Below are 20,607 nucleotides of genomic sequence, written 5' to 3' on the forward strand. Positions count from 1 at the left end.
CCTCCAAGGCCCTCTTGCCGATGCCCCTCTCGTCTACCAGCCGGCCGTCCACAAGACGGCCGGCTTTTTTCCATCCCCCCTTTTCATTTCGCGCCGACATCTCTATAGTTTCCACACGGCAGGCCGAAAGGTAGGGACATGAGCAAGATTCTGGATCAGGACGAGGTCGATGCGCTGCTGCGGGGACTCTCCGGCGGCGAAATCGAGGCGGAAAACGACATCCTCGAGGACGACTCCGGGGTCGTGGTCTTCGACCTGTCCAACCAGGACCGCATCATCCGGGGCCGCATGCCGGTTCTGGAAATCATCAACGACCGCTTCGCCCGGCTCGCCTCCAACGCCATGGCCAACGCCATGCGCAAGCGCGCCGACGTCAACCCCATTTCCATCGACATGTCGAAATTCGGGGACTTCATGCGGTCGCTGCCCGTGCCCACCTCCATCAACATCTTCAAGCTCGATCCCCTGCGCGGCAACGCCATCCTCGTCGTCGACTCGCGACTGGTATTTGCCATGGTGGAGAGCTTTTTCGGCGGAGCCGGCTCCCAGCCCAAGATCGAGGGCCGCGACTTCACCCCCATTGAGCAGGCCATCATCAACCGTGTGGTGCGCATTGCCTTGGAAAACATGGAGGAATCCTGGCAACCGGTGCACGAGGTCCACATCGAACTCGTGCGCAGCGAGGTCAACCCCCAGTTCGCCGCCATCGTGCCGCCAAGCGACGTGGTCATTGTGGTCACCTTCGAGGTGGAACTCGAAAACGCCATCGGCTCACTGATCGTCTGCCTGCCCTACGCCACCATCGAGCCCATCCGCACCAAGCTCTACGCCTCCTTTCAGACCGAGCGCCTGGAAGTGGACCATGCCTGGATCGCCCGGTTCAAGGAGCGGCTCATGGAAACGCCGGTGGAGATGCTGGTGCGCTTCGGCCGGTCCCAGATCACCGGCCGTCAGCTCCTTTCGCTCAAACCCGGCGACATCATCATGCTCGACAACGACGTGGACGCCCTGCTCGAGGCCGAGGTCCAGGGTGTGCGCAAGTTCCGGGGCATCCCGGGGCTCGTCAAGTCCAACAAGGCCTTCCAGATCGTCAAGGAAGAGGAAATCCACGTCGAATAGCCCTCGGTCCCGGACACGTCCCGGCGCGCGCCGCAGTGGGAGCCCCCCACGCTTTTCCGGCCGCTCTTGTCTCACCGCCGCATTCGTCCCGGCATCCCCTCCACTTTTTTCCCATAACACACCGCAATACCTTCTTTAAACGAGATTTTCCGTCCTCAGGCCCATGGCCAAGCGTTTTGGGCCGTGATAGGGGGCTAAGCCGTGGAATCCACACTCGCCATTCCCATCGCCGCCCAACCCGACGACACCACCTGCGGGCCCACCTGCCTGGAGGCCATCTACCGCTACTACGGCGACGCCATGCCGCTCGATACCGTCATCCGCGAAGTGAAAACCCTGCCCGGCGGCGGTACCCTGGCCGCCTACCTCGGCTGCCATGCCCTGGCCCGCGGCTATGCGGCAAAGCTTTACACCTTCGATCTGACCGTCTTCGACAGCACTTGGTTTAACGGCGCGCACGTGGACCTGCCGGCCAAGCTCAAACGGCAGCGCAAATTCAAAAAAGGCCGGCGGCTGACCGCCACAACCGACGCCTGCCTCGAATTTCTGGAACTGGGCGGCGTCATCCGTTTCGAGGACCTGACGGCGGGACTTATCCGCGCCATCCTCAAGCGCGACCGGCCGATTCTGGCCGGGCTTTCCGCCACCTACCTCTACCGCACCGCGCGCGAGCGCGACGAAAGCGGGACCCTGATCTACGACGACGTGCGCGGCGAACCGGCCGGCCATTTCGTGGTGATAAACGGCTACGACGTCAAGCAGCGCTCGACCCACATCGCCGACCCGCTGTTGCCCAATCCCATAAGCCAGAGCCAGTATTACGAAGTGACGCTCAACCACCTCGTTTGCGCCGTCATGCTCGGCATCATCACCTGCGACGCCAACCTGCTCGTGCTTTCCCCCAAAAAACGCGGCCGTCCCAAGTGACGGCAAAGGAGCACCCCCCGTGTCCGTTCTGGTGGTCATCGAGAACCCCGAAGACTGTTCCCTGGTTTTTTCCGGCGTGGAGCCGGTGGCGGCCAGGGCCTACCTGACCGACGAAACTTTCACCGGCCTGCGCGGTGTCAAGATCATCAATATCTGCCGTTCCTACCGTTACCAGTCCATGGGCTATTACGTGTCGCTTCTGGCCGAGGCGCGCGGTCACAAGCCCATTCCTTCCATCACCGCCATCCAGGACATGAAGTCCGTGGGCATCATCCGGGTGGCCTCGGGCGAGCTGGAAGACGTGCTGACCAAGGCGCTGGCCGATCGCGGACCCGGCAAGGTCAGCTTCTCCGCCTACTTCGGCAAGACGCCGACAAAGGGCCTGGAGCAACTCGCTTCCAGGCTCTTCAAACTCTTTCCCTCCCCCCTGCTGCGGGCCGACGTGAACTTCCAAAACGGCTGGCAACTCCAAAACGTCTCGCCGCTGTCGGTCAAGGACATTCCCCCCGAGGAGCGCGATTTCGCCGAATCCGTGTCCACGGAGTACTTCGCCGGCAAAAAGCTCATCATCCCCAAGCGTCCGGTCTCCCGCTACGACCTGGCCATCCTGCAGGATCCCGAGGAGACCCGCCCGCCCTCGAACGCCCGCGCCCTCAAGCGCTTCGTCAAGGCGGCCGAGACGCTTGGCGTCGGGGTGGAACTCATCACCAAGGACGACTCCAACCGCCTGTCGGAATTCGACGCGCTTTTCATCCGCGAGACGACCAACGTCGACCACCACACCTACCGCATGGCGAGAAAGGCCGTGGCCGAGGGGCTTGTGGTCATCGACGACCCGGAATCCATCCTGCGCTGCTCCAACAAGGTCTACCTGGCCGAGGTGCTGACCCGGCATAAAATCCCGGCCCCACGCACGGTCATCGCCCATTGCAAGAACCTGGATCACATCCTGGAGGAACTGTCCCTGCCCTGCGTGCTCAAGCAGCCGGACAGCGCCTTTTCCCAGGGCGTGGTCCTGGCCCGGGAATCCGACGTCATGATGGCCGAGGCCAGGCGTTTTCTGGCCAAATCCGACCTGGTCATCGCCCAGGAATACCTGCCCTCGGATTTCGACTGGCGCATCGGCATCCTTGACAGGCGCCCCCTTTTCGCCTGCAAGTACTACATGGCCTCCGGGCATTGGCAGATTTTAAGCAAGGATAAAAGCGGCAGGGACATTTACGGCCGGGTGGAAACCCTGCCCGTGGGCAAGGTCCCCAGGAAGGTCATCTCCGCCGCGCTCAAGGCCGCCGACGCCATCGGCGACGGGCTCTACGGCGTGGACCTCAAACAGGTCGGGGACAAGGTGTACGTCATCGAAGTCAACGACAACCCCAATATCGACGCGGGGTACGAGGACGAAGTGCTCCAGGACGAACTGTACCTGCGTGTGGTGGAAGTCTTTCTCAAGCGTATCGAACTGCGCAAAACCGGGAGCCTCAACATATGAGCCGGGCCAAACCCCTTTTTTCCGCCTACGGGATCGAAATCGAATACATGATCGTGGACCGGGAGACCCTTGCCGTGCTGCCCGTGGCCGACAAGCTGCTGGCCGCCGCCGCCAAGGAGGAAAATGCCTCCGACGTGGACATGGGCGAAATCACCTGGTCCAACGAACTGGTCAACCACGTGCTCGAGATGAAGGTGTCAAAGCCCGCCAAGAGCCTTTCCGGGCTGGCCGCCGCCTTTGCCGAAAACATCGCCGTAGCCGACGCCCTACTTGCGCCCATGGGCGGCCGTCTCATGCCTACGGGCGCGCATCCCTTCATGGACCCGCTGACGGAAACGCAGCTGTGGCCCCATGCCTACAGCGATGTCTACCAGGCCTTCGACGCCGCCTTCAACTGCAAGGGGCATGGCTGGTCGAACCTGCAAAGCATGCACATCAACCTGCCCTTTCGCGGCGACGCGGAATTCGGCCGGCTCCACGCCGCCATCCGCGCGCTCCTGCCCATCATGCCGGCCCTGGCCGCTTCCACGCCCATCCTGGACGGACATTTCACCGGCTTTCTCGACGCCCGCATGGAGCAGTACTCCAAAAACGCCGCCCGCGTGCCCTCGGTCATGGGCGTGGTCATTCCCGAGCCAGTCTTTTCCGAACAGGAATACCGCGACAGGATCCTGGCCCCCATGTATCGCGACATCGCGCCGCTCGACCCCAAGGGCGTGCTGCGCGACGAATTCTTAAACGCCCGGGGAGCCATCGCCCGCTTCGACCGCTCGGCCATCGAAATCCGGGTCCTCGACACCCAGGAATGTCCGGCCGCCGATCTGGCCCTGGCCGGCGTGGTGACTGCGGCGCTCAAGGGGCTGGTGGAGGAACGCTGGTCCAGCTACGAGGAGCAAAAGGCCCTTTCCACCCGGGAGTTGGCGGCGATTTTCAACCAGACCATCGCCAATGCCGGCCGCACCGTGGTGCCCGAGGAGTACTCCCGGTTGTTCGGGGTCTACGCCCCGTCGAGCATCCCGGCCCGCGTCATCTGGCGGCGGCTGGCGTTCAGTTCGCTTCCGGCCATGGATTTCGACCCGGATTGGGAAAAGCCGCTGGCCGTGCTCGTCGACCAGTCGAGCCTGGCCCGACGCATCCTGGCCGCCGTGGACGGCGATTACCGGCACGCGGCCGTGAAGCGGACGTACGGGGAGTTGTGCGACTGTCTGGCCGCAAACGAGCCCTTCAATGCCGGTATCCTGGGCGCTCCTTATTTCCTGTGAGCACGGCGGCAACGCCGTGCCGCCGGAGTATGCGCCGCTTTTCGCGCATTGGCGGGACCTGCTCGACTCCCACCGGGGCTTCGACGCCGGGGCGCTGGTCACGGCGGGCTCCCTGGCCGCTGCTTTCGGTGCGCCGCTTTTCGCGGCCACGACCAGCCGGCTGGTGGTGGACCTCAACCGCTCGGTCGGCCACCCCGGGCTTTTTTCCGAGATCACCAAGCCCCTCCCCGCCGCGGTCAAACAAAAAATCCTGGCGGAGCACTACCAGCCCCACCGGCAGGCGGTGACGGCGGCCGTGGCCGGGCTGCGCGAGCAAGGCAAGACCGTGCTCCACATCGCCAGCCACAGCTTCACCCCGCGCCTGGCCGGCGTGACCCGGCGCGGCGACGTGGCCTTTCTCTACGATCCCAAGCGGGTGGCCGAAAAAGCCTTTTGCCAAAGCTGGCTGCGCGAACTGGCCCTTCTTGAGCCAGACCTCCTTCTGCGGCGAAACTACCCGTATCGGGGCGCGGCGGACGGCCTGACCACGGCGCTTCGCCGCCGTTTCGGCGAAGGCTACCTGGGCATCGAGTTGGAAGTGAACCAGCGCTTCATCCAGACCGGCGAGGCCGATCTGGCCGCGCGCAATGAGCGCCTCGTCGCAGCGCTGGGGCAGGCTCTGGGCCAGGCGCCCTGACGGCCGGTCGGCCGGCTTGTTGCGAGCGCGCCAGCCTGCTATCCCTCTCCCATGCCCTATCCCCTATCCCGGTCCTCTCGCCATGCGGCCCCGCTCTTGCTGCTCCTGGGCGCGCTCTTGTTTTTTGCCGCGTCGCCCCTTGCCGCGCCCCTGCCCGCCAAGCCCCGGCTGGGTTTCGCCGTGGCCGACCTGCCGACCCGGCTGGCCCGGGTCGGCAATGGCGTCATCGCCTACAAGACCATAGGCAGCGGGCCGCCGCTGCTCCTTTTGACCGGCTACGGCTGTTCCATGGACAGCTGGGACGGGACCCTCGTGCGCGATCTGGCCGCCGGGCGACGGCTGATCCTGTGCGATTACCCGGGCGTGGGGCGCTCCACCGCCTTAAACACGCCGCTGACCATACGCCGTCTGGCCGACGATGCCGCCGGACTCCTCACCACCCTGTCCGTCCCCAGGGCGGATGTCCTCGGCTGGTCCATGGGGGCGGTCGCCGCCTTGGAGCTGGCCCTGGCCCATCCGGAACGCGTGGGCAGGGTGGCCTGCATCGGCGCGGCCTTTTCCCCGGAGACGGTGGTAAAATCGGTTGCGCGCTTAAGCGCCGTGACGCCCGAGGCGTTGCGAAACAGCCTTTTTCCCAAGCCCTGGCGGGCCGCCCATCCCGAGGCGTTTTCCCGCCTGCCCCGCCAAACGGTCCCCATTGCGGCCACGACACTGGCCCGGCAGCGCGAGGCCCTGGCGTCCTGGCCCGGCTTCGACGGCCGGATATCCGCCCTCAAGACACCCGTATTGCTGGTGGTCGGCGACGAAGACTGGGTCACGCCGCTCGGCGAAAGCGCCGCCCTAGCCCGGCAGTTGCCCCACGCCCGCCTCGTTGACCTCAAAAACGCCGGGCACTGGCTCCAATACCAGGACCCGGCGGAACTGGCCCGGCTCATCGGCTGGTTCCTCAAAGGACGCCGCTACGCCCCTTGACGCATCCAAGCTTCCCAGGCCATTTTCAGGCCATGTCCCCCAGTCCACCGCCATCCCCGACGCCGCTCCCCGTCGTCAAGCTCAACAGTGTGCGGCTGCGCACCTGGCAGGCGCTTTTCACCGCTCCGCCGCGAAGCGACATCGCCTGGAACGAGGTCATCGCGCTGATACGGGCCCTCGGCGGCCGGGAACTCCCCCGACGCCAGAAAACCGCCGGCTCGCGCGTCCGTTTCCTGCTCGGCGGGGTCAAGGGCTTTTTCCACCGCCCCCATCCCGAAAACGTGCTCGGCAAGGGCTGCGCCGCCGATGTCCGGGAATTTCTCATCCGGGCCGGCATGGCCGGGCAAGATCAGGAGACCGCATGATGGGCGACGATGCCTGCTATACGACCTACAAGGGCTACTGTCTGGAATGCGCCGAGGAAGACGGCGAGCTGCACGGCCGCATCGCCGGCATCCGCGACGTGGTGACCTTTCATGGCGAAACCCCGGAAGCGCTCATGGATGCCTTCAGGGAAGCCGTGGACGATTATCTGGACGTCTGCGGCGAAGCCTGCCTGGCGCCCGATGATGCGAAAGGCACTGGGGGAAAACTTTTCTGAAGAAAAGTTTTCCCCCAGCCCCCCTTTCAAATACCATGTTGGCCTCGACCCTCAAACTGGCTGATAGTGCCAGTAAATGTGCTCGTAGACACAAACGAGGCGAGGAGACCAACATGGCAGGACAAGCGATATCCCAACTTCAGGCGTTTGTAGAGGCTTCTCAAGGTCGATCTTTTTTTGTCGGATTGGATATCCATAAGAACAGTTATTCTGTGGCATTGCGCCGTGTTGATGGGGCTGCCCACACCTTGGTTATATCCGGCGAGCCCGCAGGGCCTGATCGACAAATTGGCCGCGTTGGGCGTCACCGTGGCCATGGCGGCCAGTGAATCCGGGCCGACCGGATTCACCCTGTCCAGAGCGCTCACGAAGGCGGGGATTCCCAATCTCGTGGCGGCGCCAAGCCGCATTCCCCGACCTGTGGTCTGGGGCGCGAAAACAGATCGGCTCGATTGCGTCAAATTGGCTGATTATGCAGCCAAGGGGATGCTGCGTCCCATTGCCGTACCGACGGAAGAACAAGAAGCCCAGAGGAGTCTGGAACGCCGGCGGCACGACCTAGCCGACGACCTGCGTCGTGTGAAGCTCCGCATCCATTCCCATCTGCTTTTTCTGGGCCTCACCGAACCCCCCAATCTGAAATACTGGGGCAAGGCCGCCGTAGCGTCTCTGCTTGAACTGCCCATGCATCAGGCCGCCCGGTACACGCTGGAAAGTTTTGTACGTGAGATGCGCGCCATCACGAGGGAATTGACCGTCGTCAAACAGCAACTTGAGACCATTTGCCGTCAACCTGAGCATGACACGGTCATCAAGTGCCTGCGTAGCGTGCCCGGTGTGGGACCGACCATCGCCGCGACCTTCCGTCTGGAGTTGTTTCAGCCGGAACGTTTCAGCCGGGCCGAAGAGGTGACAAGCTATCTGGGACTTGCCCCCATGGTGCGCCAGAGCGGTGAGAGCAAGGGCCGGGCCAGGTTACGGCCCGTGGGGCAGACCAAACTGCGAAGTCTTTTAGTGGAGGCGGCCTGGAAATGGCGCGCACACGATCCGAAGGCCCAGGCGTGGTATCACAAACTGCTGGGGAAAAGCGGCTTGGCCCAAAAGGCCATCACAGCCTTGGCCCGAAAACTGGCCATCATTTTGTGGCGGCTGAGCCTGGAGAAAAGAGAGTACCGCTTTGAGGCCGTTGTAGCGTGAAACGGCGGGGGGCGAGGATCACGCCGGCCCTGTAAGCCCCGCGCTCCTCACCTGCCAAGAGGGTATTGCAGCGCCAATAAGGACCTGTGGCAACGAGCGGGGAAGACGAAAGCCTAACAGCCAACGAATTTTCGGATTGGTCGCGGAAGAGTCTGGCCGTATGGCGGCGTTTTTCAAATGGCGAAAATCCGAAAACTACCGAATCGGTACTTGGCGCTTCGGGCGCGAATAGGAAACGGGCGGTTAGACTTCGTCAGTCAGCTTGACTTCGGGCCACATAGGAAAGACTCTAAAGGTGACGGCATGTCATACGTCACCCATTCATCTAGCTATAAAGTTTAGGAAAGGGAGAGCGCGAGAGGGGAGAACCCTTTTCAAAGGGTTTCCCCTCTCGCACCCTTCCCTCTCCTCAACTTCTTAACTGCTTGTAGTAATTAACAAGCGCATTCGTGGAGCAGTCGTGGGAGGCGACCGGGGCGTTGTTCTCGAGTTCCTTGAGGATGGTTCCGGCCAGCACCTTGCCCAGTTCCACGCCCATCTGGTCGTAGGAGTTGATGTCCCAGATGGTGCCCTGGGTGAAGATCTTGTGCTCGTAGAGCGCGATGAGCGTGCCGAGGGTCTTGGGATCGAGGGTCTTGTAGAGAAACGAGTTGGTCGGCCGGTTGCCGGAGAAGGACTTGGCCCGGGAGAGCAGTTCGAGGCGGGCGGCGTCGTAACCTTTGCCGGCCAACTCCGCCTTGGCTTCCTCCTCGGTCTTGCCGCGCATGAGCGCCTCGGTCTGGGCGAAGAAGTTCGACAGCAGCATGTCCTGGTGCCGGCCGAGCGGATTGTGGCTTATGGCGGCGGCCAGGAAATCGCAGGGAATAAGCTTCGTGCCCTGGTGGATGAGCTGGTAAAAGGCGTGCTGGCCGTTGGTGCCGGGCTCGCCCCAGATGATCGGGCCGGTGGAGTACGGCACGTAGCGGCCGTCGGTGGCCACGGACTTGCCGTCGCTTTCCATGTCGCCCTGCTGAAAATAGGCGGCAAATCGCGTCAGGTACTGGTCATAGGGCAGGATGGCCTGGGTCTGGGCGCCAAAGAAGTTGTTGTACCAGATCCCGACGAGCCCCATGACGACCGGAATGTTTTTTTCGAGCGGCGTGTTGCGGAAATGCTCGTCCGCGACGAACGCCCCTTCCAGCATGGCTTCGTAGTTGTCGAACCCGACAGCCAGAGCGATGGACAGGCCGATGGCCGACCACAGCGAATAGCGCCCGCCGACCCAGTCCCAGAAAGCGAACATGTTGGCCGTGTCGATGCCGAATTTGGCCACGGCCCCGGCATTGGTGGAAAGGGCCACGAAGTGCTTGGCCACGGCCGCCTCGTCCCCCGCTGTCGCCAGGAACCAGTCCCGGGCCGTGTGGGCGTTGGCCATGGTTTCGAGGGTGGTGAAGGTCTTGGAGGCGATGATGAACAGCGTGGTCTCGGGCGAGACGCGCTTGAAGGTCTCGGCCAGATGCGTGCCGTCCACGTTGGACACGAAATGGGCGGTGATGCCGGGCACGGCGTAATGGGCCAGGGCCAGCATCGCCATCTGCGGCCCCAGGTCCGAGCCGCCGATGCCGATATTGACCACGTCGGTGATCTTTTTCCCGGTGTAGCCCGTCCAGGCCCCGGAGTGCACCTTGGCGCAGAAATCGCGCATCTGACCGAGGACCCGGTTCACCTCGGGCATGACGTCCGCGCCGTCGACCAGGATCGGCCGATTGGCCCGGTTGCGCAGGGCCACGTGCAGCACGGCCCGGTCCTCGGTGCGGTTGATCTTCTCCCCGGAAAACATGGCGTCGCGCCGTGCCTCGACCCCGGCCTGCCGGGCCAGGTCGAAAAGCAGGGCCATGGTTTCCGCCGTGATCCTGTTTTTGGAATAGTCGAACAGGATATCCCCCAGACGCAACGAAAACCTGGCGAACCGGTCGGGATCGGCGGCAAAGAGGTCCCGCATGTGCAGGTCCTTGACCGTGGCGTGGTGTCTGACCAGGGCCGCATGGGCGGGCAATTCGGTCATAAGCGGCATGGCGAAAGCTCCTTGGGACGAATACGTCGGTTAACGGGACGCCATCCTGGCCGCATGCGGATGCAGCAGCCGGTTGACGCGCCCCAGAAAACGCTTGTGATGCGGTCGCTCCAGAGCCAGATGCTCGTACACCACGAGTTTGGCCCAATCCTCGATGAAAAGCCAGATGATGCAGTATCCCCAGATGAGGCCCACGTACTGCCAGGGCACGGCGGCCACGAACCAGCCGAGGCCCACGCAGGCCGTGGCCAACGCCTTGGTGGCCACGGCCGACCAGATCATGGCCGGCGCGGGATAGGGCGCGGCCCAGAAAGGCTTTCGCGTGCGGGCGACGAAAAGCGTCAGGTGCCCGGCCACGGCGAGCTTTAAAAAGACGAAGGACTGTATCTGGGCCAGGTCGAGTTTGAGGTAGGTCTTGGCCAGGATGAGCAGACCGAAGGTCTCGATGACGCCGATGGTGCCGAGCACCGTGGAAAGCGTCAGCACCCGGCGCATGTCCCAGCGCACCGGATTGGGGTCGAGATAGGTGTTGTCGTAGGCGATGGTCATGATCGGCACGTCGTTTAAAAGCGCCAGCAGGATGATCATGACCGCGGTGATGGGATAGAAGTTGTAGACCAGGATGGCCAGCACCACGAAGAACATGATGCGGATGGTCTCGGTGATGCGGTAGATGGCGTAGGAATTCATGCGCTCGAAGATGCGGCGGGCGTATTCCACGGCCGAGACGATGACGGAAAGCCCTGGGGCGGTCAGCACCAGGTCGGCGGCGGCCCGGGCTGCGTCGGTGGCCCCGGACACGGCGATGCCGACGTCGGCCTGCTTGAGGGCCGGGGCGTCGTTGACGCCGTCGCCGGTCATGCCGACCAGATGCCCCCGGTCCTGCAAGGCGCGCACGATGCCGTACTTGTGCTCGGGAAAGACCTGGGCAAAGCCGTCGGCCTCTTCGATGCGCCGTTCGACATCGCCCGGCAGGCGCGAGACGTCGGCATCGGCGGCGAAGAATTCCCCGGCCGAAACCATGTGGACGCCAAGGCCGAGCTGACGGGAAATTTCCCGGCCGATGGCCGTGTTGTCGCCGGTGACCATCTTGACGGCGATGCCGTGCTCCTTGGCCTTGGCGATGGTGGTCGCCGAATCCTCGCGCGGCGGATCGGACAGCGGCAGGATGCCGGAAAAGGCCCAGGCCCCCTCCCCGTCCTTGCGGGCGACGCCCAGGGTCCGCGAACCCTTGGCGGCAAGGGCCTCTATGGCGGCGTCGGCCTTGGCCGCGTCCTCCTTGGACAGGGCGCAAAGCCCCATGATCACCTGGGGCGCGCCCTTGGTCACGGTGAACGTCGCGCCCGAGGCGTCGGCAACGGTGGCCTCGGTGCGCTTGCCGACCGGATCGAAGGGTGTAAACGCCGTCTGCTTGTAGGGCTCAAGCGACTTGGGATCGGCCAGGGAGCCGATGATGGCCAGGTCGATGACGTCGTTGTCCTCGGCCTTGGAAGCCAGCGCGCCGGTCAGGATCAGGTCGTCCGGGTCCTTGGCGGCGAACACCAGCGGCTCGCCGAGGGTCAGCTTGTTCTGGGTGAGCGTCCCGGTCTTGTCCGAACACAGGATGTCCATGCCGGCCATTTCCTCAATGGCCTCCAGGCGCGAGACAATGGCCTTGAGCCGGGAAAGCGCCAGCGCGCCCACAGCCATGGTCACGGAGAGCACCGCCGGCATGGCCACCGGGATGGCGGCCACGGTCAAGATGAGCGCGAACTGGACCAGATCCAGGACCTTCTCGCCCCGGTCCAGGCCGACCAGAATAAGGACCGCGACCAGGGCCAGGGTCAGGTAGATCAGATAGTCGCCGATGGTCATGACGGCTTTCTGGAAATGGGACACCGAACCGGCGCTGGAGACGAGCTTGGCCGTCTTGCCGAAAAAGGTGTTGGCCCCGGTGCCCGTAACCACGGCCGTCATCTCGCCCTGCTTGGCCACGGACCCGGAATAGACCGTATCCCCCACCTTCTTGGTCACGGGCAGGGATTCGCCGGTCAGGGCCGCTTGGTCGACGCTCAAATAGTCGCCGGCCAGGCAGCAGGCGTCGGCCGGCACCACGTCGCCCAGGCGCAGGCGGATGACGTCGCCCGGCACGAGCGTGTCGGCCGCGATCTGGACGAGCTTGCCGTCGCGGTAGGCCCGGGCCATAAGCGCCAGCTGATTTTTCAGCGCCGCCAGGGCATTGGCCGCCTTGTGCTCCTCGAAAAAGCCGATGGCCGCGTTGAAGATGAGCAGCACCAAAATGATGGTCAGGTCGGCCCAGTGTTTGACCACGGCCGAAAGCACGGCCGCCGCCTCGATCATCCAGGGGATGGGGCCCCAGAAATAGCCGAACAGGCGCAAAAGCGGGTTGACCTTTTTTTCCGGCAGGGCGTTGGGGCCGAACTTGGCCAGCCGTTTGGACGCCTCGTCGGCGCTCAGGCCGGCCGGAGTGGTTTCCACTTCCTTGAGGATGTCGTCGACGCTTTTTTTCGGGGACGCGGCAGCGGTATCGGCCATGGAGGACCTCCTGAGGCGAAGTGACGGGGGAATAACGCGACGGTACCGATGCGCTAGCACATCGGCGGGGAAAATGCACGACTTCGCGCGCGTTTTGTCGGGATCGCAATGGTATTGTTACGCGTCCGGCGCGGGAGCGGCCAATTGCAGCACCGCTTTGGCGTAGCCCTGGCGCAGGGCTTCCATATAGGCGGCGTCCACGGGACCTTTCCAAGTGGTGATTTCGGAAAACCGCTTGGGAATGTGCGTGTTGATCGGATCGTAGCCGGTTTCCATCTTGCGCCGCCAACGTTCGCACCTGGCATGTTCGCTGGCCGCATCGATGTTGGCGGCCAGCTCCCCATGGCCCAGACAGGAAAGCACTTCGGCCACGACCTCGGGCTTGTAGACTTCCCGGGCAAACAGGCAGGCCACAAGACAGGTAAGCAGCACGCGTTCGCGTTCGTCGTCCACAAGGAATTTGACCACCGCGTCCACGTCCTTTTCCTTGTGCTTCTGGTCGTAGGAATAGGCCCCGGTATCGAGGTGGGAGTGGCGGAAGGCCACGGTCTGGGAAGCGAAGTAGGTCTCGCCCGTGGCATAACCGGCCATCTCCTGGCCCAGCACGCAGGCGAAGTCCTCGCCGCCGTACTGGGAAGCCGCGACCAGCGCCCCCTGGCCAAGGGCGGCGTAGAAATCGTTGGCCTTGTGCCCGAGCAGCCACATGGCCCGCTTGAAGGCGTCCGCGTCGCCGAACGTAAGCCTGACCTCGGTTTCCTTTTCGGTAATAAGTCCCTTGGTCGTGGCCTCCACGGCCCAGGCCAGGGCCACGCCGGCCGAGATGATGTCCAGGCCCTGCCGGTCGGCCACGTCGTTTATGGCCAGCACCTCGGTCGGGTCGGTGACGCCGAGCATGGGGCCGGCGGCGAAATTGGGCTCATGGTCGTAGGCCACCTGATGGATGGCGAAACGGTGGGAGGCGGAAAACATCTCCCGCACCATGCCCACATGGATGCAGCCCACCGGGCAGCCGGAACAGGCGGCGTTGTGCATGAGGAGCTTTTCGGCAAAGGCCTCGCCCGAGATTTTATCCGCCTCGGGGTCGCTTGTCGCGGCCAGGTTGCGCCAGGGCAGGGACTTGAGTTCGTTTAAGGGCAGCACGTTGGCCGGGGTGCCGAGGTTGTGGTACTTTTCCATCATCCCCGAGGCCGTGACCTTCTCGTGGATGTCCTTGAAAAGCTTGGGATAGCTTTTGTCCTCGGGCAGCGGCAGGTCGCCGTCGCCCATGACCACCACGGCCTTGCAGTTCTTGGCGCCCATGACCGCCCCGGCCCCCAACCGGCCGAAATGGCGGTAGGTGTCGACGTTGATGCAGGCGTAGGCGCTGCCGTTTTCCCCGGCCGGACCGATACGCATGATGGAGCGGTGGCCGGAGGCGCCGGCAGCGATCTTGCGCAGGAGCTTGCCCGTTGTAAAGACGTCGGCCCCGCGCAGGAAATGGACGTCGATCAGTTCGATGCGCCGCGAGCCGACCACCAGCACCGACAGGCGCGGCGCCCGGCCCGTCACGACCAGCGCGTCGAGGCCGGCGAATCGCAGGGCCAGGGCCGAGCGACCGCCGGCGTGGGACTCGGCGTAATTGTTATTGTAGGGCGATTTGAAGCCGCAAACGGTCTTGCTCATGAGCGGAAAATAGCCTGTTGCCGGGCCGATGGCGAAAATGAGCGGCTGGCGCGGGTCGAACGGGGCCTCCCCGGGCAGGCCGTATTTGGAATAGAGCAGCGCCGCCAGCCCCGAACCGCCGATCCACGAGCCGCGCCCGGGCACCATGACCAGATCGCCCCGCCCCTGGGACAGGTCGTAGACGAGTACGCGGAAGAGGTCCTTGTCGTTGTCATTTGGCGACATCGCAGCTCTCCATACAGGGCGCGGCGGACGCCTCGGCGTCGACGAGCTCCAGGCAGCCATGGGGACAGTACGGGATGCACTGGCCGCAGTGGATGCACACGCTGGGGTTGCCGGCGGCGTCGATATTAATGGCATCGACCGGGCAGGCCTTGGCGCACTCGCCGCAGCGGATGCACAGATTTTTTTTGAGCAGCACCCCGCCGCCGGATTTGCGCTGGACCATGGCTCCGGTGGGACAGGCGGCGGCGCAAGGGGCGGGATCGCAGGCCAGGCACAGGATGGCCTGGAAGCCGCTGGACACGCCGCCCGTGGAACGGATGCGGATGCCGGCGGTGTTCCAGGACAGGTTCTTGTAGACCAAGCGGGCGCAGGCCAGCGAACAGGAATGGCAACCGATACAGCGTTCCATGCGCACGGCGCGATGGATCTTCATGTGAAACTCCGGCCCGTTGGCCAAAAAAGGCATAGTAGTTCCGAGGGATTCCAGATAGCCATAGTGGCAAACCCGTCAAAACAGGTCAACAGTCGCGGCGTGACGGTTTGAATTTTTACAGAGGCCCCGGAAGGATTTCTTGACCAGCCGCCCGATTGCGCCTATAGACCTTTTTCCCAATGGGGGCGTAGCTCATCTGGGAGAGCGACGCGTTCGCAACGCGTAGGTAGTGGGTTCAAGTCCCATCGCCTCCACCAAAAGAAAATGAGGGCCTTGCGGCTAACGTCGCAGGGCCCATTTTCTTTGCCCATTCCTCCAACCATTGCCCCCCACCCGAAATTGTTGCATATTACCATGAACTCCGACACCCATGGGAGGTCGCCTTGCCCCCATCCGCCCGAGAGCTCCTGGCCAGGCTGGCTCCGGATTTCCCCGCCCGCCACGTCGGCGAAATCTATACCGACACCACCGAATTCATGAGCATCAGCGCCGGCGACGTGATCAAGCTCGGCGAACGCCATTTCCTGGTCCTGCGCGACGAGGCCGAACGCCGCTTCGGCCTGGAAGACCCCAAATTCTGGGTCAAGCGCTGCCGCAACCTGGAAACCGGCGGCCGCAATCTGCTCAAGCTCGTGTTCCACGAAAGCTTTCCCATGACCATCGGCTCCATGGTCGTCACCTGCACCAGAAGCCCCCGCAAGGAATCGCGCATACTCGACCTCGTGCGCGGCGATCCCCGCTTCATGCAGGGCGAAACGGTCCTGGACACGGCCGGCAACCCGGTGCGCATCCTGGAGGTCGTGGCCGGCAAACGCCTGGACGAAAAGATCGAAGCCCTGGAAATGCCCCACCAGGACTATTTCCACACCCTCTTCCCCGACGTGCTGGCCCGGTTCATCGAGGCCTGCGAGGCCATAGCCTGGCTCCACGAGCGCAACGAAAAACACGGCGACGTGCGCCGCGACCACCTCTACGTCAGCTACGACACGGGCCGCTATGTCTGGATCGACTTCGACTACACCTTCGATTTCCAGGAAAGCCCTTTCGGCCTGGACCTGTTCGGCCTCGGCAACATCATCCAGTTCCTGGTGGGCATGGGCCAGCACACCACCCAGTCCATCACCCCGGCCCAGCGCGAACTGATCGAACCCGAGGACTGCTCCATCATGTTCGCCAACCGCATCGTGAACCTCAAAAAACTCTTTCCGTACATACCGGATGCGCTCAATAACGTGCTGCTGCGGTTTTCGCTCGGAGCGAACGTCTTTTACGACGCGACCAGGGACCTCATCCGCGACCTGACCAAGGCGCACGACGCCCTCGACGCGTAAGTCCAACTCCACCCCGCCAAGATACGGCCGGAAACACCTCCCGGAGGCACCATGCGCGACACGAAAATCCTGATCGCCTTCGACGGCTCGGACAATTCGCTCCGGGCCGTTTCCTACACCGCCGCCATGATCGGCGGCGGCCAGAAACGTCTGGTCACCGTGGCCGCCATCGAACGGCCGCCGGACCGCGACCTGTTCCCGGACGACCTTTCCTGGAAGGCGGAATGCGCCCGCCGTGTGGACGCCATGCGCGCCTCGCTGCTCGACGCCAAGGCCATGCTGGTGGCGGTCGGTATCCCCGACGACTGGGTGGAGACGCGATTCGTGGAAAGCTGCCGCTCGCCGCTGCGGGAGTCCATGGAATGCAGCATCGGCACGAGCATCGCCCTCGAAATCCTGCGCCTGGCCGAGGAAGGCGGCTTCGGTACGGTGGTGGTCGGCCGGCGCGGCGTGTCCAAACAGGAAGAATTCCTCTTCGGCTCCGTTTCGACCAAGATCATCCACGCGGCCAAAGGCCTGGCCGTGTGGGTGGTAGCTTAAGCTTAGGAAAAGGGAAGAAGATGCGAGAGGGGAAACCCTTTCAAGAAAGGGTTCTCCCCTCTCGCGCTCTCCCCTTCCTAAAGTTTATAATGATACGAATGGCTGACGAATAACGCACCGTCACCGTGAAAAGTTTTTGGTGAGGGGGTCTGGGGGAGAACCTTTTTTCAAAAAGGTTCTCCCCCAGCTCTTCTCAAACCAAACGCATCGCCAGGTCGAGGGCGGCTTCCAGGCTGCCGGTGTCGGCCCGGCCGGTGCCGACGAGATCGAAGGCCGTGCCGTGCCCGACCGAGGTGCGCACAAAGGGAAGCCCGAGCGTCACGTTCACCGTCTCGTTAAAGTGGAGCATCTTGAGCGGCGGCAGCCCCTGGTCATGGTACATGGCCAGAATGGCGGAAAATTCCCCGCCGACCGCCCGGTGAAAGACCGTGTCCGCCGGCAGCGGCCCGACCGCGCCCACGCCCTTGGCCACGGCCGCCATGACGGCCGGGCGCACCACATCCTCGTCCTCGCGGCCGAGAAGCCCCCCCTCCCCGGCATGCGGATTGAGCCCGCAGACCGCGATGGGTTTGTCCGCCACGCCAAGGCGCCGCACATAGTCCCAGGTCAGTTCCAGACAGCGCGCCACCCGGTCATAGGTGACGAGGGACGGCACTCTGGCCAGGGGCGGATGGGTGGTGACGAGGCTGACCCGCAGCACCGGGCCGCACAGGTGCATGCACACGCCCTCGCGCCCCACGCCCGAACGCTCGGCCAGAAATTCCGTGTGCCCCGGAAAGGCGAATCCGGCTTCGTTGAGCGCCGCCTTGGACAGCGGCCCGGTAACGAGTCCCCAGTCGGGATGCCGGGCCAATATGGCTACCGCGTATTCCAGGGATTCGCCCGCGGCCAGCCCGCCGGCCGGGGTTTCCTTGCCCGGTGTGGCCGGAAGCCCGTCCAGGCGCGGCGGCGTCAGGAGGTAGATGCCGGGCGCGCGGTCGGCCAGAGCGTCCGGAGTGGACGGGGGCAAGGGCGTCCAGAACGGTGTGATGGAGAAATGCCGGCAATGGTGCGCAAGCGCCGCTTCCGGGCCGATCAGGGCCAGCCGGAGATCGGGATAGGCCTTGGCGGCGAGAAGCCGGCAAATCAGTTCCGGCCCGATGCCGTTTACGTCGCCCAGAGTCATGAGGATGGGGGGGAGTGTTTTGTACATGGTATATATACCCTAAGATTTTTCTTTTGAACGACGGGAGGATGCCGGAATGGATGGTTGGTGATGGAGATGCAGATGGGGATAGGGATGGAGGCCTGGGAGGGGTGTGACCGAGGCGGGCGGCGCATATTTGAAGAATACGCCTTCGCCTCGGCCACACCCCTCCCAGGCCCAGTCCACGCGACCCATCATCGCAAAAAGAAAACGCCCCGTTGTCCTGACGGAAACGTAAGGAAATAGCGAAGGGACGACAAGATGAAGGATGCAGGAATAAGGAAGCGGCGAAAACCTGTTGCCCATTAAAGGGGGCCGGGGGGAATTATTCCCCCCGGCGGGGAGGTCCAGGAGGGGCAGAGCCCCTCCTGGGAATCCTACTCCGGCGTGAAGGCGACGGCGGCCAGGGGGGGGAGTCTGAGGGACAGGAAGTAGGGCCAGCCGCCGTAGGTGGCGGGCCGGGCCGAGACGCCGCCGTCGTTGCCGGCGTCGGTGCCCCCGAAGTAGGTGGAATCGGAGTTGTAGATTTCGCGCCAGAAGCCCGGCACGCGGCAGCCCACGGTGTAGGCCTCGCGCACGATGGGAGTGAAGTTGAAGGCCCACAGGATTTGCGAGCCGTCCGGGGCCTTGCGCAGGAAGGTGATGACCGAGGAGGCATAATCGGACAGGTCCACCCATTCGAAGCCGGTCCAGTCGTTATCCTGACTGTACATGGCCGGATAGGCCTTATGCAGGGTATTGAGCGCCCGCACGAGGTTCATGGCCCCCTGGTGCGGGGGAAACCGGGTCAGCACCCAGTCGAGCTCCTCGCGGGAACTCCACTCTTTCCACTGTCCGAACTCGCAGCCCATGAAAAGGAGCTTCTTGCCGGGATGCGCCCACATATACGAGAGAAAAAGGCGCAGGTTGGCCATCTGCTGCCATTGATCCCCGGGCATCTTGCCGATGAGCGACCCTTTCCCGTGGGTCACCTCGTCGTGGGACAGCGGCAGGATGAAATTCTCGTGGAAGGCGTAGAGCATGGAAAAGGTGAGCTGGTTCTGGTGGTAGGAGCGATAGACCGGGTCCTTGGTGAAATAATCGAGCGTGTCGTTCATCCAGCCCATGTTCCACTTGAAGGTGAAGCCCAGGCCCCCGGTGTAGACCGGCCGTGACACGCCGGCCCAGGAGGTGGACTCCTCGGCGATCATGGCCGCGCCGGGAAAATGATCGTGGACCACGACATTGAGGTCACGCAGGAAATCGATGGCGTCGATGTTCTCCTTGCCGCCGAACTTGTTGGGAACCCACTGCCCTTCCTTCCGGGAGTAATCGAGGTAGAGCATGCTGGCCACGGCGTCGATGCGCAGGCCGTCGATGTGGAATTCCTTGAACCAGTAAAGCGCGTTGGAGAAAAGAAAATTGCGCACCTCGTGGCGGCCGTAATTGAAGACGTAGGTGCCCCAGTCCGGGTGCTCGCCCTGGCGCGGGTCCTCGTGCTCGTAGAGCCCGGTGCCGTCGAAGCGGCCCAGGCACCATGCATCCTTGGGAAAATGGCCAGGCACCCAATCGAGGATGACGCCGATGCCGGCCTGATGGCAGGCGTCGATCAAAAAACGCAGGTCCTCGGGCGTGCCGAAGCGCGAGGTCGGGGCGAAATAATGCCCGGTCTGGTAGCCCCAGGATTCGTCCAGAGGATGTTCGGCCAGGGGCATGAACTCGATATGGGTAAATCCCAGGTCGCGCACGTAGGGCACGAGGGTTTCGGCCAGCTCGCGGTAGGAGTAAAACGAACCGTATTCCTTGGTGTTCCAGCGCCAGGAGCCGGGGTGGACTTCATAGACGGAAATGGCGTCGTTTATGGGCAGTCCCTTGGCCCGCCGGGCGTCCATCCAGGCTGCGTCGTTCCAGGCATACTCGTCCAGGCCCCAGGCCCTGGCGGCCACGCCGGGGCGCACCTCGGCAAAAAAGGCGAAGGGATCGGTCTTGAAGACGGTGTCGCCGTATTTCCGGGTTACCGCGAACTTGTAGAGTTCCCCGTGGGAAAAGCCAGGGATAAAGCCAGCCCAGACGCCCGAGGCCGCAACCGGAAAGAGCTTATGCACGCCGGCCTGCCAGCCGTTGAAATCCCCGACCACGGACACGGCCTTGGCGTTGGGCGCCCAGACGGCGAAACGGTAGCCCGGCCCCTTTGGCCCGTCCTGGGCATGGGCGCCGAGCACGCGGTAAAGGTCCCAGTGCTTGCCCTGGCCGAAGAGGTAGATATCGAGTTCGCCGATATCCACGGGCAGGCACGGCGTTTCGGTTTTCTTGGCGGAAGCTTTCATGCAAGGGCTCCTTTTTTCTCCCGCCTGGGGCGGCCGGCAAGGCGTACAGGCGGGGCCGACGGCGACGAACCGGGAGCGATCCGGTGAAATATG

General features: G+C 63.6%; 16 protein-coding genes, 1 tRNA gene and 1 pseudogene. 12 read left to right on the forward strand and 6 right to left on the reverse strand.

The features are described from left to right. Window positions 1-138: 138 nt before the first annotated feature. From fliM to K9F62_18985, 9 genes and pseudogenes are all read left to right on the forward strand, one after another. The gene (gene fliM / locus K9F62_18945; GenBank protein UJX40744.1) at window positions 139-1,119 is read left to right on the forward strand and encodes a flagellar motor switch protein FliM; all 981 of its coding nucleotides are present in this window, start codon (window positions 139-141) and stop codon (window positions 1,117-1,119) included. A gap of 201 nt (window positions 1,120-1,320) precedes the next feature. Further along, a complete protein-coding gene (locus K9F62_18950) occupies window positions 1,321-2,046 on the forward strand; it encodes a peptidase-C39 like family protein (GenBank protein UJX40745.1) in 726 nt (241 codons plus the stop codon). 19 nt (window positions 2,047-2,065) lie between these two features. Further along, on the forward strand, window positions 2,066-3,535 hold the full coding sequence (locus K9F62_18955; protein UJX40746.1) for a RimK family protein: 1,470 nt from the start codon (window positions 2,066-2,068) through the stop codon (window positions 3,533-3,535). Continuing rightward, window positions 3,532-4,797, forward strand: coding sequence for a glutamate--cysteine ligase (locus K9F62_18960; protein UJX40747.1), 1,266 nt, complete (start codon window positions 3,532-3,534; stop codon window positions 4,795-4,797). The genes K9F62_18955 and K9F62_18960 overlap by 4 nt, the downstream gene beginning before the upstream one ends. Further along, entirely contained in the window at window positions 4,763-5,473 is a 711-nt protein-coding gene (locus K9F62_18965) for an N-formylglutamate amidohydrolase (GenBank protein UJX40748.1), read from the forward strand. Before K9F62_18960 ends, K9F62_18965 begins: the two co-directional genes overlap by 35 nt. Before the next feature lie 117 nt (window positions 5,474-5,590). Next, window positions 5,591-6,445: an alpha/beta hydrolase gene (locus K9F62_18970; GenBank protein ID UJX40749.1), complete on the forward strand. Its 855-nt coding sequence runs from the start codon at window positions 5,591-5,593 to the stop codon at window positions 6,443-6,445. A gap of 32 nt (window positions 6,446-6,477) precedes the next feature. Beyond that, a complete protein-coding gene (locus tag K9F62_18975) occupies window positions 6,478-6,810 on the forward strand; it encodes a type II toxin-antitoxin system HicA family toxin (protein UJX40750.1) in 333 nt (110 codons plus the stop codon). Beyond that, on the forward strand, window positions 6,810-7,046 hold the full coding sequence (locus tag K9F62_18980; protein ID UJX43251.1) for a hypothetical protein: 237 nt from the start codon (window positions 6,810-6,812) through the stop codon (window positions 7,044-7,046). The genes K9F62_18975 and K9F62_18980 overlap by 1 nt, the downstream gene beginning before the upstream one ends. A gap of 113 nt (window positions 7,047-7,159) precedes the next feature. After that, window positions 7,160-8,243: pseudogene (locus K9F62_18985) on the forward strand (IS110 family transposase). 409 nt (window positions 8,244-8,652) lie between these two features. Here the strand turns inward: K9F62_18985 and pgi are convergent. The 4 genes from pgi to K9F62_19005 form a co-directional block, all read right to left on the reverse strand. Then, window positions 8,653-10,296, reverse strand: coding sequence for a glucose-6-phosphate isomerase (gene pgi, locus K9F62_18990; GenBank protein UJX40751.1), 1,644 nt, complete (start codon window positions 10,294-10,296; stop codon window positions 8,653-8,655). Between the two features lie 30 nt (window positions 10,297-10,326). Continuing rightward, window positions 10,327-12,831 carry a plasma-membrane proton-efflux P-type ATPase gene (locus tag K9F62_18995; GenBank protein UJX40752.1) on the reverse strand — a complete coding sequence of 835 codons (2,505 nt, stop codon included), beginning with the start codon at window positions 12,829-12,831 and terminating at the stop codon, window positions 10,327-10,329. Window positions 12,832-12,948: 117 nt separating this feature from the next. Then, window positions 12,949-14,718, reverse strand: a complete 1,770-nt coding sequence (locus K9F62_19000) for an aldehyde ferredoxin oxidoreductase (GenBank protein ID UJX40753.1) — start codon at window positions 14,716-14,718, stop codon at window positions 12,949-12,951. Then, window positions 14,705-15,151 carry a 4Fe-4S binding protein gene (locus tag K9F62_19005; GenBank protein ID UJX40754.1) on the reverse strand — a complete coding sequence of 149 codons (447 nt, stop codon included), beginning with the start codon at window positions 15,149-15,151 and terminating at the stop codon, window positions 14,705-14,707. The genes K9F62_19000 and K9F62_19005 overlap by 14 nt, the downstream gene beginning before the upstream one ends. A 181-nt stretch (window positions 15,152-15,332) precedes the next feature. On the opposite strand from K9F62_19005, the gene K9F62_19010 reads away from it, so the two are divergent. The 3 genes from K9F62_19010 (at window position 15,333) to K9F62_19020 (ending at window position 17,022) form a co-directional block, all read left to right on the forward strand. Beyond that, window positions 15,333-15,408 (forward strand) — tRNA-Ala (locus K9F62_19010). A 126-nt stretch (window positions 15,409-15,534) separates the two neighbouring features. Further along, window positions 15,535-16,482 (forward strand): serine/threonine protein kinase, encoded by a 948-nt coding sequence (locus tag K9F62_19015; GenBank protein ID UJX40755.1) that lies wholly within the window; start codon window positions 15,535-15,537, stop codon window positions 16,480-16,482. Between the two features lie 51 nt (window positions 16,483-16,533). Continuing rightward, the gene (locus tag K9F62_19020) at window positions 16,534-17,022 is read left to right on the forward strand and encodes a universal stress protein (protein ID UJX40756.1); all 489 of its coding nucleotides are present in this window, start codon (window positions 16,534-16,536) and stop codon (window positions 17,020-17,022) included. Between the two features lie 193 nt (window positions 17,023-17,215). Here K9F62_19020 and pdxA read toward each other — a convergent pair whose 3' ends face one another. Beyond that, window positions 17,216-18,214 (reverse strand): 4-hydroxythreonine-4-phosphate dehydrogenase PdxA, encoded by a 999-nt coding sequence (gene pdxA / locus K9F62_19025; protein UJX40757.1) that lies wholly within the window; start codon window positions 18,212-18,214, stop codon window positions 17,216-17,218. 371 nt (window positions 18,215-18,585) lie between these two features. Continuing rightward, window positions 18,586-20,514 (reverse strand): 1,4-alpha-glucan branching protein GlgB, encoded by a 1,929-nt coding sequence (gene glgB, locus K9F62_19030; protein UJX40758.1) that lies wholly within the window; start codon window positions 20,512-20,514, stop codon window positions 18,586-18,588. Window positions 20,515-20,607: the final 93 nt, after the last annotated feature.

Source organism: Desulfovibrio sp. JY, from assembly GCA_021730285.1.
Taxonomy (GTDB): Bacteria; Desulfobacterota; Desulfovibrionia; order Desulfovibrionales; family Desulfovibrionaceae; genus Solidesulfovibrio.

What these genes read in the sequence shown, in the direction of transcription:
- fliM (UJX40744.1), top strand. Translation starts at nt 139, where the DNA reads ATGAGCAAGATTCTGGATCAGGACGAGGTCGATGCGCTGCTGCGGGGA.
- K9F62_18960 (UJX40747.1), top strand. Translation starts at nt 3,532, where the DNA reads ATGAGCCGGGCCAAACCCCTTTTTTCCGCCTACGGGATCGAAATCGAA.
- K9F62_18965 (UJX40748.1), top strand. Translation starts at nt 4,763, where the DNA reads ATGCCGGTATCCTGGGCGCTCCTTATTTCCTGTGAGCACGGCGGCAAC.
- K9F62_18975 (UJX40750.1), top strand. Translation starts at nt 6,478, where the DNA reads ATGTCCCCCAGTCCACCGCCATCCCCGACGCCGCTCCCCGTCGTCAAG.
- K9F62_18980 (UJX43251.1), top strand. Translation starts at nt 6,810, where the DNA reads ATGGGCGACGATGCCTGCTATACGACCTACAAGGGCTACTGTCTGGAA.
- pgi (UJX40751.1), bottom strand. Translation starts at nt 10,296, where the DNA reads ATGCCGCTTATGACCGAATTGCCCGCCCATGCGGCCCTGGTCAGACAC.
- K9F62_18995 (UJX40752.1), bottom strand. Translation starts at nt 12,831, where the DNA reads ATGGCCGATACCGCTGCCGCGTCCCCGAAAAAAAGCGTCGACGACATC.
- K9F62_19000 (UJX40753.1), bottom strand. Translation starts at nt 14,718, where the DNA reads ATGTCGCCAAATGACAACGACAAGGACCTCTTCCGCGTACTCGTCTAC.
- K9F62_19005 (UJX40754.1), bottom strand. Translation starts at nt 15,151, where the DNA reads ATGAAGATCCATCGCGCCGTGCGCATGGAACGCTGTATCGGTTGCCAT.
- K9F62_19020 (UJX40756.1), top strand. Translation starts at nt 16,534, where the DNA reads ATGCGCGACACGAAAATCCTGATCGCCTTCGACGGCTCGGACAATTCG.
- pdxA (UJX40757.1), bottom strand. Translation starts at nt 18,214, where the DNA reads ATGTACAAAACACTCCCCCCCATCCTCATGACTCTGGGCGACGTAAAC.
- glgB (UJX40758.1), bottom strand. Translation starts at nt 20,514, where the DNA reads ATGAAAGCTTCCGCCAAGAAAACCGAAACGCCGTGCCTGCCCGTGGAT.